At 38.5% G+C, this 14,743-nt stretch carries 16 protein-coding genes; 15 read left to right on the top strand and 1 reads right to left on the bottom strand.

All coding sequences use genetic code 11. The annotated features are described in order from the left end of the window. The first annotated feature begins 10 nt into the window (after nt 1-10). The 13 genes from hisC (at nt 11) to N0O92_RS07085 (ending at nt 12,455) form a co-directional block, all read left to right on the top strand. A complete protein-coding gene (hisC, locus tag N0O92_RS07145) occupies nt 11-1,111 on the top strand; it encodes a histidinol-phosphate transaminase (protein ID WP_315613977.1) in 1,101 nt (366 codons plus the stop codon). Nucleotides 1,112-1,294: 183 nt separating this feature from the next. Beyond that, a complete protein-coding gene (locus tag N0O92_RS07140) occupies nt 1,295-2,392 on the top strand; it encodes a prephenate dehydrogenase (protein ID WP_315613976.1) in 1,098 nt (365 codons plus the stop codon). Nucleotides 2,393-2,620: 228 nt separating this feature from the next. After that, a complete protein-coding gene (gene aroA / locus N0O92_RS07135; RefSeq protein ID WP_315613975.1) occupies nt 2,621-3,913 on the top strand; it encodes a 3-phosphoshikimate 1-carboxyvinyltransferase in 1,293 nt (430 codons plus the stop codon). Nucleotides 3,914-4,229: 316 nt separating this feature from the next. Then, nucleotides 4,230-5,183 (top strand): hypothetical protein, encoded by a 954-nt coding sequence (locus N0O92_RS07130; protein ID WP_315613974.1) that lies wholly within the window; start codon nt 4,230-4,232, stop codon nt 5,181-5,183. A gap of 118 nt (nt 5,184-5,301) precedes the next feature. Beyond that, nucleotides 5,302-6,555, top strand: a complete 1,254-nt coding sequence (locus N0O92_RS07125; RefSeq protein ID WP_315613973.1) for a tetratricopeptide repeat protein — start codon at nt 5,302-5,304, stop codon at nt 6,553-6,555. Nucleotides 6,556-6,660: 105 nt separating this feature from the next. Continuing rightward, nucleotides 6,661-7,206 (top strand): ReoY family proteolytic degradation factor, encoded by a 546-nt coding sequence (locus tag N0O92_RS07120; RefSeq protein WP_315613972.1) that lies wholly within the window; start codon nt 6,661-6,663, stop codon nt 7,204-7,206. Between the two features lie 138 nt (nt 7,207-7,344). Then, nucleotides 7,345-7,806, top strand: coding sequence for a YpiF family protein (locus N0O92_RS07115; protein WP_315613971.1), 462 nt, complete (start codon nt 7,345-7,347; stop codon nt 7,804-7,806). Nucleotides 7,807-8,100: 294 nt separating this feature from the next. After that, the gene (locus N0O92_RS07110) at nt 8,101-8,595 is read left to right on the top strand and encodes a Rieske (2Fe-2S) protein (RefSeq protein WP_315613970.1); all 495 of its coding nucleotides are present in this window, start codon (nt 8,101-8,103) and stop codon (nt 8,593-8,595) included. Nucleotides 8,596-8,610: 15 nt separating this feature from the next. Beyond that, nucleotides 8,611-9,282: a menaquinol-cytochrome c reductase cytochrome b subunit gene (gene qcrB, locus N0O92_RS07105; protein ID WP_034628475.1), complete on the top strand. Its 672-nt coding sequence runs from the start codon at nt 8,611-8,613 to the stop codon at nt 9,280-9,282. Between the two features lie 55 nt (nt 9,283-9,337). Continuing rightward, complete coding sequence (locus tag N0O92_RS07100; RefSeq protein WP_315613969.1) at nt 9,338-10,120, top strand: menaquinol-cytochrome c reductase cytochrome b/c subunit; 783 nt, start codon at nt 9,338-9,340, stop codon at nt 10,118-10,120. 70 nt (nt 10,121-10,190) lie between these two features. Next, on the top strand, nt 10,191-10,790 hold the full coding sequence (gene lhaT / locus N0O92_RS07095; protein WP_315613968.1) for a lipoprotein heptaprenylglyceryl N-acetyltransferase LhaT: 600 nt from the start codon (nt 10,191-10,193) through the stop codon (nt 10,788-10,790). Between the two features lie 73 nt (nt 10,791-10,863). Continuing rightward, nucleotides 10,864-11,652 carry a sporulation protein YpjB gene (ypjB, locus tag N0O92_RS07090; RefSeq protein ID WP_315613967.1) on the top strand — a complete coding sequence of 263 codons (789 nt, stop codon included), beginning with the start codon at nt 10,864-10,866 and terminating at the stop codon, nt 11,650-11,652. A 125-nt stretch (nt 11,653-11,777) separates the two neighbouring features. After that, complete coding sequence (locus N0O92_RS07085; RefSeq protein WP_315613966.1) at nt 11,778-12,455, top strand: zinc metallopeptidase; 678 nt, start codon at nt 11,778-11,780, stop codon at nt 12,453-12,455. Nucleotides 12,456-12,483: 28 nt separating this feature from the next. On the opposite strand, the gene N0O92_RS07080 is transcribed toward N0O92_RS07085, so the two are convergent. Continuing rightward, nucleotides 12,484-13,356, bottom strand: a complete 873-nt coding sequence (locus N0O92_RS07080) for a YitT family protein (protein ID WP_315613965.1) — start codon at nt 13,354-13,356, stop codon at nt 12,484-12,486. Nucleotides 13,357-13,611: 255 nt separating this feature from the next. On the opposite strand from N0O92_RS07080, the gene N0O92_RS07075 reads away from it, so the two are divergent. Both N0O92_RS07075 and dapB read left to right on the top strand, forming a co-directional pair. Next, nucleotides 13,612-13,944, top strand: coding sequence for a nucleotide pyrophosphohydrolase (locus N0O92_RS07075; protein ID WP_396334480.1), 333 nt, complete (start codon nt 13,612-13,614; stop codon nt 13,942-13,944). Next, nucleotides 13,937-14,737: a 4-hydroxy-tetrahydrodipicolinate reductase gene (gene dapB / locus N0O92_RS07070; RefSeq protein WP_315613963.1), complete on the top strand. Its 801-nt coding sequence runs from the start codon at nt 13,937-13,939 to the stop codon at nt 14,735-14,737. Before N0O92_RS07075 ends, dapB begins: the two co-directional genes overlap by 8 nt. Nucleotides 14,738-14,743 lie beyond the last annotated feature (6 nt).

Below are 14,743 nucleotides of genomic sequence, written 5' to 3'. Positions count from 1 at the left end.
AGGTGCAATAATGAAAGCAAAGGCTCAATTACATGGCTTGCCGTCCTATAAGCCGGGTAAACCGATTGAAGAAGTAAAAAGAGAACTAGGATTAACTAAAGTTGTAAAGCTTGCTTCTAATGAAAATCCTTATGGAGCTTCTCCTAAGGCAGCGAAAGCGATTCAAGACGCGGCATCACAAACGGCGATTTATCCTGATGGATATGCAGCAGATATTAGAGAAAAAGTTGCTAGTAAAATCGGTGTAGACGAAAATCAACTTATTTTTGGAAATGGTTCAGATGAAGTTATTCAATTTTTATGCCGTGCCTTTTTATCACCTGACACAAATACGGTAACAGCTGATCCGACTTTTTCTCAATATAAACTTAACGCAACCATTGAAGGAGCTGAAGTTCGTGAGGTTCCATCTATAGATGGTGTTCATGACTTGGATGCAATGCTAGAGGAGATCGATGACAATACAAGAATTGTGTGGGTATGTAATCCTAATAATCCTTCAGGTACATATGTAAATGAAACGGCATTTTTGAATTTCTTAGAGCGTGTTCCTTCCCATGTCCTTGTTGTTTCAGATGAAGCATACTATGAGTATGTGACGGTCGATGATTATCCAGAAACGTTACCATTGCTTAAAAAGTATGATAACCTTATGATTTTACGCACATTTTCAAAAGCGTATGGACTTGCTGCGTTACGTATCGGCTATGGTGTGGCGAACCCTTCCCTTATTTCGTTAATTGACCCGGTGAGACCGCCATTTAATAACACGACTTTTTCACATGCGGCAGCAGCGGCAGCACTTGAAGATGATGCTTTTATCCAGACATGTGTGGAAAAAAATACAGAAGCTCTGAAACAATTTGAGGAATTTTGTGATAAACATCAATTAAAGTATTATCCTTCACAAACGAATTTCATATTAATTGATTTTAATACTCCTGGTGATGAAATCTTTGATTATTTATTGAAGAAAGGATTCATTGTCAGATCAGGTCAAGCACTTGGTTTCCCTACTTGTGTGCGAATAACTGCTGGAACAGAAGAGGAAAATAAAGAATTGTTTGCTGTCTTAGAAGAAATGCTACTCACTAAAGTAGTAGGGCAATAAGCAAGAGTTAAGATAAATCGTCTTTCATGATTGAGGGCACTGAAAAAAAGGCGCATTCCCTTTTCAGTGCCCTCGAAGCAATGGTTTGAACCAATGCTAGTCTTCGTAGCTAATAAATTGGTTTTATCCTATTATCGCTTCATAAGATGAAGGATATCTTTTTGATCGGGGAAGGGGTACAGCATGAAACGAACGGTTTTTATCGTAGGACTCGGGTTGATTGGTGGCTCTATCGCACTTGCTATTAGGAAAGAGCACGATGTTCATATTCGGGGCTATGATATTTCAGATGAGCAATTACGAGTTGCGTTATCATTAAAGGTGATAGATGAAGCTCCTGTATCATTTGAAGAAGGTGTAAATGGAGCAGATTTAATTATTTTAGCTACTCCTGTTTTAAAAACAGAGCAATTATTAGAAGAGTTGGCTCGTTTTGATTTGAAACGAGGAGCGATCATTACAGATGTTGGAAGTACAAAAGTTAGAATAGTCGAAAAAGCGGCATGCTTAAAAGATAAAAAGGTAACTTTTATAGGTGGTCACCCAATGGCAGGCTCTCATAAAAGTGGAGTTGAAGCCGCAAGAGCACATTTATTTGAAAATGCTTTTTATATTTTAACACCTGTTGAAAATACGGATGTTCGTGCCATTATTCAACTGCAAAATTGGTTAAAAGGTACAAAAGCGACATTTATTGAATTGTCAGCTGAGCAACATGATCGATTGGCAGGAGCTATTAGTCATTTTCCACATGTAATTGCTGCAAGCTTGGTTCATCAAATCTCCAAAATAGAAGGAGAGGAGCCTCTTGTTTCTAGGTTAGCGGCAGGTGGATTTAGGGATATCACTCGTATTGCTTCAGCTAGTCCAACAATGTGGAGAGACATTCTATTGCATAACAAAGAAAGTTTATTGCAATTATTAGACTCTTGGACTCGTGAGATGCAATGTGTAAAAGAATTAATTGAACAAGAAAGCGGCGAGGAAATCTTTACATATTTTCAAGAAGCGAAAGACTTCAGAGACGGGCTTCCTGTTCGAAAAAAAGGAGCCATTCCTTCTTTTTATGATTTATTTGTAGATGTTCCTGACCATCCAGGGGTTATTTCAGATGTGACAGGAATATTGGCACAACATCAAATAAGTTTAACGAATATTCGTATTTTGGAAACAAGAGAAGACATTATGGGTGTTCTTAGACTCAGCTTCCGTTCCGAAGAAGACCGAGAAAGAGCCCAAATCCACCTACAACAAGAAATGTATGACACGTATATACTGTAGATCATAACAAAATGGAGCGATCTTCTCCGTTTTGTTATGATTGATGCAATGAGCGGAGCCGCGGCTGGATTTTAAGGCATGCAGGAATGGGCTTCTCCTGCATGTCGCGCAGCGAGAGGAGCCATTGCAACAACTATAATTGACGAAGTCTCAAAATGGAGCGATCTTCTCCGTTTTGTGATTGAGCTTGCGTTTAGGTAAAGAATGAATAGTAATAGGAGGAAGAAAATGACTACCGCTATTGTGAAACAATCTCATGTAGGGTTAACGGGAAGTATTCGAGTTCCTGGAGACAAATCGATTTCACATCGCGCCGTTATGTTCGGAGCGATTGCAGAAGGAACGACGACTGTAGAAGGGTTTTTACCAGGTGAGGATTGCTTAAGTACCATTTCATGCTTTCAGAAATTAGGTGTTTCCATTCAACAAGAAGGGGACAAGGTGACCATCAATGGACAAGGATGGGATGGGTTACAAGAACCTAGTGACATTCTCGATGTAGGGAATTCAGGTACAACGACTCGGCTTATGCTAGGAATTTTAGCGACTCGTCCTTTCCATTCGGTGATTATTGGGGATGATTCAATCGCCAAACGCCCAATGGCTCGCGTGACAGATCCTCTGCGCGAAATGGGGTCGATCATAGATGGACGTGATACCGGAAACTATACACCACTTTCCATTCGCGGAGGAGCAACGAAAGGGATTCAGTATCAATCCAAAGTAGCAAGTGCACAAGTAAAATCGGCAATTTTGCTCGCGGGATTACAAAGTGAGGGAAGTACATCTGTCTCCGAACCAGCTCTATCTAGGGACCATACCGAAAGAATGCTTGAGGCGTATGGCGTTCACGTAAAAAGAGAGGGATTAACCGTTTCGGTAGAAGGTGGTCAAACATTAAAGGCTCAACATATTGTTGTACCAGGAGATATTTCTTCTGCAGCCTTTTTCTTAGTTGCAGCTGCTATTGTTCCAAATAGCATGATCACCATTCAAGGAGTAGGGATGAATCCAACTCGTTCAGGAATTGTAGATGTGTTAGAAAAAATGGGTGCCACAATGTCTATACAAAATGAAAAGCTTGTTGGAGGAGAACCAATCGCAGATATTACGATACAAACTTCAGAGTTACAAGGTATCGAAATTGGAGGGGATCTCATTCCACGACTTATTGATGAGATTCCTGTTATTGCTGTTTTGGCAACACAAGCAAAAGGGAAAACGATTATTCGTGATGCCGAAGAGTTAAAAGTCAAAGAAACAAACCGAATTGATACAGTTGTAAGTGAGTTAACAAAATTAGGAGCCTCTATTCAAGCAACAGACGATGGAATGATTATCGAAGGCCGAACATCCCTTCAGGGAGCTGAAGTTAGTAGCTTTGGTGATCATCGAATTGGAATGGCTATGGCTGTTGCTGGGTTAATTACAGATGGAGATGTTGAAATTAATCGAAGCGATGCGATTGCTGTATCCTATCCAAACTTCTTCCAACATATTAAAGAGCTTCAACAAGATTAGTTTATAAATAAAAGAGATCGTTCAAAAAAAGAGAGTAGTGGAATGTTTTTTATTCCATTGCTCTTTTCTTTATTCATAAAAAAAATCCCTCATCGAAAACGTAAGCGTTTTCAAATGAGGTCTTAGCAAAAGCTAAAATGTTGTATGGATAGGAGTGGAGAGAAACCATACGCTTACTTTTATTATAAACTGATTAAAGGAAAAGTCAAGACAAAAAAGAAAAAATTCTGATTATAAAAAGAACTTAATTAGTGTTCTCTTTTTTCTTTTTCAATCATAGCTTGTCTATAACTCACCATTGTAGGAGGGAACCGTGATGTATTTATTGGACAAAGCTACGAAAATTGATGAAGAGCGAAATGAGATGCGGTCTTACTTAATTGATGATGGTCAAATTAATTATGTCACAAACTCTTTTGGAAAATGGAATAAACAGCGCGTTGATATGTCAGGAACGTTGATGACAAATGGAAGAATTATGTATGACAATGAACTTATTAATTGTGAAGATTTTCAAGCCTTTCAAGATAGGCAAAGTTATCTCATAAAAAAAGGATGTACGGGAGTTGCCGTTGCTCCAGAAGTAAAGTACGAATGTGACATGGAAGCAGTGATAAAAAGAGCAAAACATGCTATGGCAAGCAGTACATTAGATTATGTAGTCGGTTTAACGTTTTCTGCTACATTGTTACGACCGGAAGTGCTACGTAAGTGTCAAAATCTACGTATTCCCTTTGTTAGAGTCGTTATTCAATCTTTTGAACAGATTAGAACTCTTCCGTGGACGCATCTTTCACAAGCTCTATTAACCTATCCAACCGTATTAATTCCTGAAATTGCGCCTGATTCCAAAAGGCTTGAAGCAGTGCTGTTAAAAGAATGGGTGAAAAACTGTTCTGAATTTCAAATTCATACTTCAGAACCGTTAGACATTCTTGTTAGTTGGAAAAAGTCATTATTACAAAAGGTAGGGTTGTATCCATTAAAAGGAGTGTTGTTATCGGGAAGTGATGCAGATTACCTTCTTTTTACGGACGATAGGAATGAAAGAGTACACGCAATTGATCAAAAGGTTGCACCAAAAGAGACTATTGTTTATCATGAAAGAGAGCCGGTTATTGTTGTTATAAAAGGAGAAATCGTCAAGGCGAATGAAACGATTTCACTTAAACCTGGCTATGGTCGATTAATAGATATCAATCGTCCAGGAAGGTTCTTGTCTTTGTCAGATCTATCTGACAGTACGGAGCAACAGGTGAGCTTAATGTAATGGGACTATTTTTTGCCGTCATTCTGTTGAATGATGGTTTCTTCTTTTTTTGAAAGGGGAAAAATCATTCGTGTCGAAAGTAGTATTTATGTTGGGAAAGAATTTGGAGGATGTATAAATGAATGTACTAAAGCAAGTATTGCATGATATAGAAAGTGGCCATGTAAAAGAAGGTCTTGAACAGTTATCTCGTTTAGAGAAACAGGCTGATCATCAAATGAAACATGAAATTGCGGAATTGTATCATGAACTAGGGCATGTTGAAAAAGCGAAGAAAATAGTAGATGATTTACTAGCTCTTTATCCTGATGAAGGGGGATTATACACGTTTGCAGCTGAACTTTTAATTGATATGGATGAAGAAGATGAAGCGATAGAAATGCTTCAGGAAATAAAAAAAGAAGATCCGGCTTTTTTACAAGCTCAATTACTTCTTGCTGACCTTTATCAGATGCAATCGCTTGATGAGGTTGCTGAACAAAAGTTACTTTTAGCTGCGAAAGTAGCGCCGGATGAGGTGATTATTTCTTATGGGCTTGGGGAATTTTATTTAGAGCGGGGAGATTATTTAAAGAGCATTCCTTTTCTAAAAAAAGCAGTTCATGCTAAAGAGAGTATACCGAATGTACATATAGAATTATTGCTTGCTGATGCTTATAGTGCAAGCGGTCAATTTGAAGAAGCTTTGCAGTACTATGCGAAAGGGTTGAAAAATCACCTTGATCCGAATGCGTTGTTTGGTTATGGGTTTACGGCTTATCAAGTGGGGGATATGATCTTAGCGATTGAGCAGTTAGAAGCACTGAGAGCTCTTGACCCTGATTACTCAAGTCTTTATCCTTATTTGGCAAAAGCGTTAGAAGCTGAAGGAAGACTTGATGATGCATTTGAAACGCTAGAAAAAGGCTTGAAGGTAGATGAATATAATGAAACACTTTACATCCATGCAGCAAAATTAAGTTTTAAAAGACAGAATCCTGAAGATGGAGAAGCATTATTAAGAAAAGTCATTGCACTGAATCCATCGAATGTTGAAGCAGTTCAGACACTAGCTGCATACCTTAAGCACAGTGAATCGTTTGATGAGCTATCTGAATTAATGGATCATATGCGTGAATATGGGGAGGAAGACTCCATGTATACGTGGTATGAAGCAACGGCGCTCAAGGAGCTAGATGATTATGAAAAAGCATATGAGCGATATAAAGAAATTGAACAGACATTTGAAGAAGATCACGATTTTTTAGAGGAATATGGATATTTTCTACTTGAGTACGGAATGCGCGATCAAGCTATTAAATATTTTCAAAAGCTTCGCGCATTACAGCCAGAGAGAATGGATATAGTCCAATTACTTGAAAATTTACAGTGAAATCATCTTTTTTAAAGGAAATGAAAAGAATTTAGCGAATACTAACATCATACAATCCATCAAGTGAATAGTCATGAATGGAGAAGGATGATAGGAGGGGTGAGCGTGGGCAACATCATTCCAGTTGTTGATAAAAAGGAGTTTCTTAAAACCTTTTTACAACAGTTTGAATTGAAAAGACGTGAATGTGCATGGTTATTAAATTATTTGATGAGTGATGATGAGTTAATGGAAAGAGTACACTTTGTTGAACAGGCAGCGCATACTCCAAAAGCGTTAATAATTTCAGCCAAAGGCGTAGATAGCATTCCGTTTTCATTTCACAAAGAAAAGCACATTACGACTGATGCAGAAAAAGCTTTTCATGATATTCGTTTAAATCAGACGGAGGACATCTATATTGAACTTCATTTCACTGGAGCAAGACAATACCCACCGTATCTTGTTGTCCTTGAAGACAACCCGCATATTCCTGAAAACCTAGAGCTTGCTGTGGCATTTCAACAAGAAACGGAATGGTTATTAGATCGTTCATTAAAATCGTTTAAGAAGGAACGTCTTATTAAAGAGATTGATCAGGCATTAGATGAACAAGATGAATGCCGTTTCCACCAATTAGTGTGGGAATTAAAACAAATAGACGAAAATTAAAGATAAATAGGGGGTGACTCTTTTCCTTTCTAATTCAGTCATGTATGATGTACTGTAAATTGATCGTTAAAGGGTCATCCTCTTACCGTTGCTTAACATAATTAAGAACGGATTTACTAATGTGAAAGGTGTGTACGAATGAAGTGGCAAGCGACTGAAATGGATACATATTTACAGGCAAAAGAGTACGTTGATACAGCAATGGTTCCGCTAATCCCAATTTCGTGGAAAAACGAAATCAAGCATACGGTTGCTATGGGTGAATTTATTTTTATAATGGCTAATGAAATTGAAAAGCAGTTTCATGGGAGAGTTGTCCAGTTTCCTGCCTTTAGTTATCTTAAATCGGAATCAATCCCAGGTAGAATTGAGCGTATCAAGTTGTGGGAAGAGGAATTACGAGCTGGAGGAATTAATCATATTATCTATGTAACATCAGATGGAGAGTGGAAGGCTGTAGAAGGCGAATTAGATGATATGTTGCTATGGTTACCCACTATTCCTTTGGAACATATGGATAACAATTACAAAAAAGATGTCATTGGCGATCAAATGAAACAACTAATTCCGATCATGACAAGTCTTTGGCAAAGCAAGTAGCACGTTTTGAAAATGATGGAAGCTTCACTTAGGTATTCATAACCCCTAATGAAGCTTTTTTTATGTTGAAAGGGTGCTCACTCTTTCTAATTTTGATTAAAGAGCAAATTCTGTTATGATAGTCAATGACCTTTTTATAAACTTACTCATGAATTTATGCCAATTTTGTGCCAGAATGCGGAAAATGTTGCTTATTCATTCGTGTTGTATTATCATGGGTATGTCCTAGTATTATATGTGCTTATTTTGTGCCCATTTTTGGGTTTACCTTATTGAGTAAGGGGGGGAAAACAAGTGAGTGAAAAAGACCACAGAGTTTCACGACGACAATTTTTAACGTACACACTTACAGGTGTTGGTGGCTTTATGGCAGCAGGTATGTTAATGCCTATGGCCAGGTTTGCACTTGATCCTGCGCTTAAGGCTGGTGCGGAATCAGACCTGGTTTATGTATGTGATGTGGATGAACTAACAGAAGAGCCACAGGTATTCAGATTTTCATTTGAACAAACAGATGCATGGTATGAATCTGAAGTAACTCGTGAAGCGTATATCTACATACGAGATAACACGGTAACAGCATTATCACCAACATGTACACATCTAGGCTGTACGGTAGCTTATGGAACTCAAGAACCTAATGAATTCTTCTGTCCATGTCATTTCGGAAGGTTTGATAGGGATGGTATTAACGTTCCGGGTACACCTCCACAACGTCCATTGGACGTTTATGAAGTCGTAGTGGAAGATGGAAGAGTAAAATTAGGTTCAATTAATCAACGAACATAAGGAGGGGCGTAATCGATGCTTCAAAAAATTTACGACTACGTTGATGAGCGTCTTGATATTACGCCAATGTGGCGCGATATTGCCGATCATGAAGTACCAGAGCATGTTAATCCGGCTCACCACTTCTCTGCGTTCGTTTACTGTTTTGGAGGACTAACATTCTTTATTACAGTTATTCAGATTTTATCTGGAATGTTTTTAACAATGTATTATGTGCCAGATATTGTCAACGCTTATCAATCCGTAGCATACTTACAAAATGAAGTCGCTTTTGGTGTAATCGTACGTGGTATGCACCACTGGGGCGCGAGTTTGGTTATTGTTATGATGTTTTTACACACATTGCGTGTCTTCTTTACAGGATCGTACAAGAAGCCTCGTGAATTAAACTGGGTAGTTGGTGTCCTTATTTTCTTTGTTATGCTTGCATTAGGAGTAACGGGTTACTTATTACCTTGGGATATGAAGGCATACTTCGCAACAGCGGTTGTACTTCAAATTGCTGAAAGTGTACCGATTGTTGGTGGATTTACAAAGACATTGCTTGCCGGTGGAGAAATTATTGGTGCAGCAACATTAGCTCGTTTCTTTGCTATCCACGTATTCTTCTTACCAGCAGCGCTACTTGGCCTGCTAGCGGCTCACTTCTACATGATCCGTAAACAAGGTATTTCTGGTCCGTTGTAAGATTTTAATTAACTCAAGATGCTTTCAAGCTGACAATTGAAAAGGAGGGAACGAGATGGAACGTGGTAAAGGGATGAAGTTTGTCGGTGACTCTCGTGTCAAGGCAAATAATCGCAAACCCAATATTCCTAAAGACTACTCGGAATATCCAGGTAAAACAGAAGCGTTCTGGCCGAACTTCCTCTTAAAAGAGTGGATGGTTGGTGCAGTTTTCTTAATGGGTTACCTTCTTATCACAGTGGCTCATCCTGCGCCGCTTGAGCGTATGGCTGATCCTACTGATGCTGGATATATTCCATTACCAGACTGGTACTTCTTATTCTTGTATCAGTTACTTAAATATCAATATGCTTCTGGTGACTTTAACGTTATCGGGACAATCGTTATGCCAGGTCTAGCTTTTGGTGCACTTTTACTTGCGCCGTGGTTAGATACAGGTAAAGAACGTCGACCATTTAGACGTCCAATTGCATCTAGTATGATGATGCTTGGTTTCATTTCAATCTTCTACTTAACTTGGGAATCAGTAGACCAACATGACTGGGAAGCTGCTGCTGAACAAGGTGCGATCGTAGAAGAAGCAGATATTAATACAGAAGCTCATGGATATGAGATCTATTCTGCACATGCGTCATGTATTGGCTGTCACGGTGATACAATGACGGGTGGTGCTGGTGGTCCTTCGCTGCTAGATACAGAAAAGACTGCTGAAGAAATTATGGATGTTATTACTAACGGTATTGGCTCTATGCCTGCTGGTTTATTTGAAGGTACAGACGAAGAACTTGAAGTTCTTGCTGAATACATTGCAGCACATGGTCAACCTGAAGATGAATAATAGAAAAAGCTGACTATTCTAGTCAGCTTTTTTCATATCAAAATATAGTTAAAAAAGGTTGGAAAGAAAAATGGGAAAACAACTGCTCGAATGGTTTGGTCAGAAATGGGTGATTGTCTTATTGTTACTAATTAATATACCTGGTACGATTTACGGGTATATTTGGTATCAGCGGCAACTAGAGGTAACGCCGTCACATTTTTTATTATTTGTTCCTGATAGTCCAACGGCTAGTCTGTTTTTTGTGTTTGTGTTGGTTGCTTTTTTTCTCAAGAGAAACTGGCCGATTATTGAGGCGTTAGCTGCTGTAACATTAATAAAGTATGGAATTTGGGCTGTGGTCATGAACCTTGCTGCTGGGTATGCTGGTGATACGTTAACGTGGGTGAACTGGATGTTAATTGCCTCACATGCCGGGATGGCACTGCAAGCTGTTTTGTACTCTCCTTACTTTCGAATAAAGCCATGGCATTTACTTGTTGCAGCTGTCTGGACTCTACATAATGATATCATTGACTATGTATTTATGATGCACCCGTGGGTCTCACCACGGCTGGTTCCAGAAATCCAAACAATTGGATACTTTACGTTCTGGTTAAGTATGTTCTCTATTGCTGTCGTTTATTGGTTAGGAGTAAGAAGAAATAGATTGAAATTAGAAATATCTTAAAGGTTGTCTCTCTTTCTTGGTCTACTCTTGTCCATTTCTTCATAGGATGTTATGAGAAGAAGGAGGGACAAACATGCGTCAAGTAATCATGGCAGTGGTAGCCGTTCTCGTTTTTAGTTTTCCAATAAGTATAAAAGCGGATGAGACGACTTCGCTACATACATGGAAAGAATTGAATCATACATCCGACCAAATCCTTCAGTTAGTCAAACAAGAACAATATGAAGAAGCTAAGCAATTGTTGGATTATTTTTCTGTATCTTTTTTAGACATTGATTTTCAACAAGAGGGGATTACGATGACTTCGTTACGGACAGTAACAGGATCATTTGAAGGGGCAGTGGAAGCTGTGACATCTATAGATATGCCTTTAGATAAACGAATTTATCAAGTAACCGCTTTTCGTCTTGCTGTTGATGCTCTTTCTAGTGAACACCATCCTCTTTGGTTGCATACAGAAAAATCTGTTATGCAGTCGCTAGAGACTATGAAAAGCTCTATGACAGAAGGAGATAACCAAGCGTACCAACATCGTTTTAATGAATTTCTTAGGCATTATAATATGATACGTCCAGCCCTATTAATTAACATTGAACCCCAAGAATTGCAGAGAATTGATTCGCAAGTAACTTATTTAGAGCGTATGAGATCGGAAAATCTTGATCAAGATAATGTGGTCAGCCATATTGAAGTAATGGAGGCTGAATGGACGAATTTGTACAACCGAGTAAAAGAAGATAGTGCTGATCCGTCTCTGTGGTGGGTGATGTTTACAATCGGAGGAATGATCACCATGTCATTATCATATGTTGGGTACAAAAAATACAAAGCCGAAAAGCAAAAAGTTCGTGTGAAGGAATAATGATGTGACAAAATTGTGAGAAATGCTTGAAAACACTGTTCGAATAGGGTTTTTGTTTGACTTTGTTTGATGTTCTATTTTAAAATATGTAATAGAAAGAACTAACAACAGAGGTGGTACATTCAATGGGTTTTATTGTTTATTTTATCCTCCTTCTCATCATTCCAATTTGGGCACAGATGAGAGTGAAGGGCGCTTACAAGAAGTATTCACAAGTGCATACCTCTTCTGGTATGACAGGGGCACAAGTTGCCAGGAAAATTCTTGATGACAATGGTTTATATGACGTTCGAATCGAAGAAACTCGGGGTACGTTAACAGACCATTATGATCCTCGTTCGAAAGTGGTTCGACTATCGACGGACAACTATTACGGAACATCAGTAGCTGGTGCGGCTGTTGCTGCTCACGAAGTCGGGCATGCGATGCAAGATGCTGAAAACTATGCATTCTTACGTTTCCGTCACGCGCTCGTTCCTGTTGCTAGTTTTGGATCAAACGCGTCATTCTTCTTAATTTTAGCAGGTATTTTAATGGGAGCATCTGGTTTCATTTTGCTAGGTATCTTTGCTATGGCAGCTGCGGTGTTATTCCAACTCGTGACATTGCCAGTGGAATTTAATGCTTCTAGCCGAGCGATGGAGCAAATTGTTTCAACAGGTGTGATTCGTAATGACGAAGAGCGTGATACACGAAAAGTGTTAAATGCAGCTGCGTTAACATATGTAGCTGGTGCACTAGTTGCATTACTTGAACTGGTTCGATTTATTCTAATGTATATCGGAATGAATAGTGATGACTAAAAAGCTTGGAGCCTAGGCTCCAAGCTTTTTACATGTGTAACGGTTTTTTGTTTTCATCGAGCGTGAAGCCTTCTCCAATCACATCTTGTACATCATTCACAGTAACAAATGCATGAGGATCGATACGTTCGACTAATGTTTTTAAACGAATTAATTCATTTCGTCCGACAACACAATAAAGAATCTCTTTGTCGCTACCTGTAAAGCTCCCTTTTCCTTTTAAAATAGTTGCACCACGATCCATCTCTTTCATAATCGCATCAGCAATTTCAGGGACTTTATCAGAAATAATATGGGAAGCTTTAGCAGAATAGGCTCCTTGTTGAATGAAATCGATAACTTTTGCCGCGACAAAGACAGCTAATAGCGTATACATTGCTTCACGGTAATTTAAATAAATCAGGGAAGTGGCGATCACGAGTGCATCAAACATGAACATGGTTTTTCCCATACTCCACCCTAAATATTTAAAGCCTAACTTGGCAATAATGTCTACACCACCTGTTGTACCCCCATACTTAAAAACAATTCCAAGACCAACACCAATAAATACACCAGCAAATAAAGCAGCGAGTGTCATATCATCATGTAACGGAATGCTAAAAATAGGAAAACGTTGAAAAATTTCAAGAAAAACAGATACCCCTACAGTTCCTATAATAGTATAAATAAATGTGACCTTACCTAAAATTTTCCACCCAATAAAGAAGAGAGGAATGTTTAAGACAAGATTGGATATAGCTGGATTAATAGAGAACATAAAAAAGAGAATAAGAGTAATCCCTGTAAAGCCTCCATCTGCTAAATTGTTCTCCATATTAAAATACACAAGTCCAAATGAAAGAATAGCAGAGCCAAGTAAGATAAAAAGAATATTTTTGAAGTGAACCTTGTAAGCCATTTTGCCCCTCCTTATGATAAAATACAAATGACGTGTTCGATCTAAAATACATTTATAGATTCATGTAGCAACAAGTGGAATCATACATACATTATTGAACTACGAGCGAGAAAAAGGAGAATCGACACGATAAGCCCTATTATATAAAAAAATTCCATATAACGGCAAATGTTACTTATAATTTGTCAAAGTGGAAACATTTCGCTAACATGGATTTTGGAGGATGTGAGGTGAGCATAAGTGAGTGATAAGTCGATGAAAGAAATGCAGGAGAAAGTCGATCAATATATTGGACAATTTAAAGAAGGCTATTTTAGTCCGTTAGCGATGCTCGCTAGGATGAGCGAAGAGGTTGGTGAATTAGCTCGCGAAGTAAACCATTATTACGGAGAAAAGCCAAAGAAATCATCAGAAGAAGTTAGAACAATGGAACAGGAAATGGGCGATATTTTGTTTGTTTTGATATGTTTCGCCAATTCTCTTGATATTGATTTAGAAGAAGCATTCGATCTTGTCATGGATAAATTTGAATCACGTGACAAAGATCGTTGGACAAGAATAGAAAAAGAAGGTGCATCAAATGAGTAAAGTGAAGATTGTCGTTGCTGGTCCACGTGGCAACATGGGAAAAGAAGCAGTAAAGATGGTAACTACTACAGATGAATTTGAACTAGTTGCTGTAGTTGATTCAAAGCATGAAGGAATGAAATTGAGCGATTTGGAAGGATTTCATCATATTGAGGTTCCAATTTATACAAATATGCAGCGTTGTTTTGAAGAGAATAAGGTCGATGTTTTAATTGATTTGACAGCTCCAGCTTTTGGAAAAAATCATATGGAAATTGCTTTTGCAAACGGTGTTCGTCCTGTCGTTGGAACAACAGGATTTACAGAAGAAGATATTACCGAATTACGTGCTAAAGCTGAAGAAAAGGGAATAGGGGCAATCATTGCACCGAATTTTGCCGTTGGAGCCATTTTAATGATGAAATTTTCCCAAATGGCTGCAAAGTATTTACCTGATGTTGAGATTATAGAACGTCATCATGACCGTAAGTTAGATGCCCCATCAGGAACAGCGTTAAAAACGGCTCAACTCATTTCAGAGGTAAGGGAACAAAAACAACAAGGGCATCCAAAAGAAACAGAAGAGCTTGATGGTGCTAGAGGTGCAGATTTTGAAGGGATGAGAATACATAGTGTCAGGTTGCCTGGACTTGTTGCCCATCAGGAAGTGATTTTTGGTGGAGTAGGTCAAACGCTAACAATCCGCCATGATTCAATTGACCGAAGTTCATTTATGCCAGGAGTCAAGTTAGCAGTAGACTCTGTGCTCCGCATTGATACGTTAATTTATGGATTAGAACATATCATTGAATAACTACAG

It is taken from the genome of Alkalihalobacillus sp. MEB130, from assembly GCF_032335535.1.
In the GTDB taxonomy this organism is placed as follows: domain Bacteria; phylum Bacillota; class Bacilli; order Bacillales; family Bacillaceae_D; genus Halalkalibacter.
The sequence above is the reverse complement of the archived record's forward strand: the minus strand, read 5'-3'. Positions and strand labels throughout refer to the sequence as shown.